General features: G+C 60.9%; 2 protein-coding genes. One reads left to right on the top strand and one right to left on the bottom strand.

Annotated elements, in window-relative coordinates:
• Positions 1-972, top strand: a 972-nt coding sequence (locus RE6C_RS00615; RefSeq protein WP_039960827.1) for an alkaline phosphatase family protein, incomplete at its 5' end; no start/stop codon positions are given.
• Positions 973-1,204: 232 nt separating this feature from the next.
• On the opposite strand, the gene RE6C_RS00610 is transcribed toward RE6C_RS00615, so the two are convergent.
• Positions 1,205-1,848 (bottom strand): tRNA dihydrouridine synthase (locus tag RE6C_RS00610; RefSeq protein ID WP_039960826.1); only part of this gene is annotated, 644 nt, incomplete at its 5' end.

Below are 1,848 nucleotides of genomic sequence, written 5' to 3'. Positions count from 1 at the left end.
TACGGGGCCACTCCCAAACCGCACTATGGATGCGACGGCAGCAAAGTCTTCGACATCCTGGATTGGTCAGGCTGCAACCTCACCGAGAAGCTCGGCCCATTCCCGTTCTTCGGCTTCTGGGGCCCCGCCGCCGGCATCGCTTCGAGCGACTGGATCGCGAAAGCCACCGCTTTGGTGATGCGAGAGAAACAACCGCAACTGACGCTGTGCTACCTGCCTCACCTGGACTACGACTTTCAACGACTGCCCGACCATGATCCAGCCCGAGTGGCGGAGGTCGATGCCGCCGCGGCCAAAGTCATCCAGGCTGCCGGTGAAATTGGTGCTCGAGTCGTGGTGGTCAGCGAGTACGGCCTGGTCCCCGTCGACGCGCCCGTCGGCATCAACCAAGTCCTCCGACGTAACGACTGGCTGAAGGTCCGTCGCGGCCCATTCGGCGAGATCATGCTACCTGGCGAAAGCGATGCCTTCGCAGTCGCGGATCACCAACTAGCCCACGTCTACGTCCGCCGCCCCGAGCTGATCCCCACCGTTCGCAAAACGCTGGAAGAAACCCCCGGCATCGCATCGGTCGTTGATCCCGGCGAACTGCAACTGGATCACCCACGAAGCGGCGAGCTGATCGCTCTGGCAGAACCAAACGCCTGGTTCACGTACTACTACTGGCTCGACGATGCCAACGCGCCGGACTTCGCTCCGACCGTCGACATCCATCGCAAGCCTGGTTACGACCCGTGCGAACTGTTCATGACCAGCAAACTTCGCGCGGCGGCACGGTTGGCTCAAAAGAAAGCCGGCCTCCGTTACAAAATGGACGTGATCCCGCTGGATCCAACACTGGTCCGCGGCAGCCACGGCGTCCTCCCGACAGACCACAGCGACGGCCCACTGGTCATCGGCCCCGGTGAGCCCCCTGAAAACATGCAAGATTTTCCAAGCTACGTCGAGCAGCTCCTAGCTCCTAGCTCCTAGCTCCTAGCTCCTAGCTCCTAGCTCCTAGCTCCTAGCTCCTAGCTCCTAGCTCCTAGCTCTTAGCTCCTAGCTCCTAGCTCTTAGCTCTTAGCTCTTAGCTCTCGTGCTCGTGCTCGTGCTCGTGCTCGTGCTCGTCGTTCGCCGTTCGCCGTTCGCCAGCTCCTTTTTTTTCGATTACGAGCACGAGCACCGGTCTGCGACCTGAGCACGAGCATGACTGCCGCATAGCCTGTCACGAGCCAGCGGCACTCGAAACACTCTCAGCGTCCTGCGACTCCCGCTTGGGATCGTGCAGCGGGAAATACTCTTCGACGACCGAGTGAAACTCTTCCGGCGTCGAAACCTTGGCCACGTGAGTCCGGAAGTAGCGAGCTCCGTGTTTGCCTTGGGCGTAGCAACACGCGTACTTCCGCATCAGCACCGTTCCCTTTTCGTCGCCAAAGCGATCCACCACCAACTGGTAATGCTTCAGCATCACGTCGCGTTGCTCCGGCAACGTCGGCTCGGGCGGAATCGGTTCGCCTCGCAGCGCCGCGGCGGCTTGGGCAAACAACCACGGTCGGCCAAGGCACGCGCGAGCGATCATGACCGCATCAACGTCGTACTGATCGAACGCAGCAACCACCTTTTCGGCGCTGTCCAAGTCGCCGTTCCCGATCAACGGAATGTTGCGCAGATGCGATTTGATTTCACTGATCCGTTCCCAGTCGGCATTGCCTCGGAACATGTCCGCCGCCGTCCGGCCATGAACGGTGAGTGCCGCCGCACCCGCCTCTTCGACCACCCGAGCGATCTCGTTGCAATTGATGTTTTCGCGACTGCATCCCAAGCGGATTTTCGCCGTCACCGGAGTCGGAGCACACACCTCCACCAATC

Origin of the sequence: Rhodopirellula europaea 6C (assembly GCF_000338295.1) — a bacterium.
GTDB lineage: Bacteria > Planctomycetota > Planctomycetia > Pirellulales > Pirellulaceae > Rhodopirellula > Rhodopirellula europaea.
Note: the sequence above shows the minus strand (reverse complement) of the source record. Positions and strands in the feature narration are given on the sequence as shown.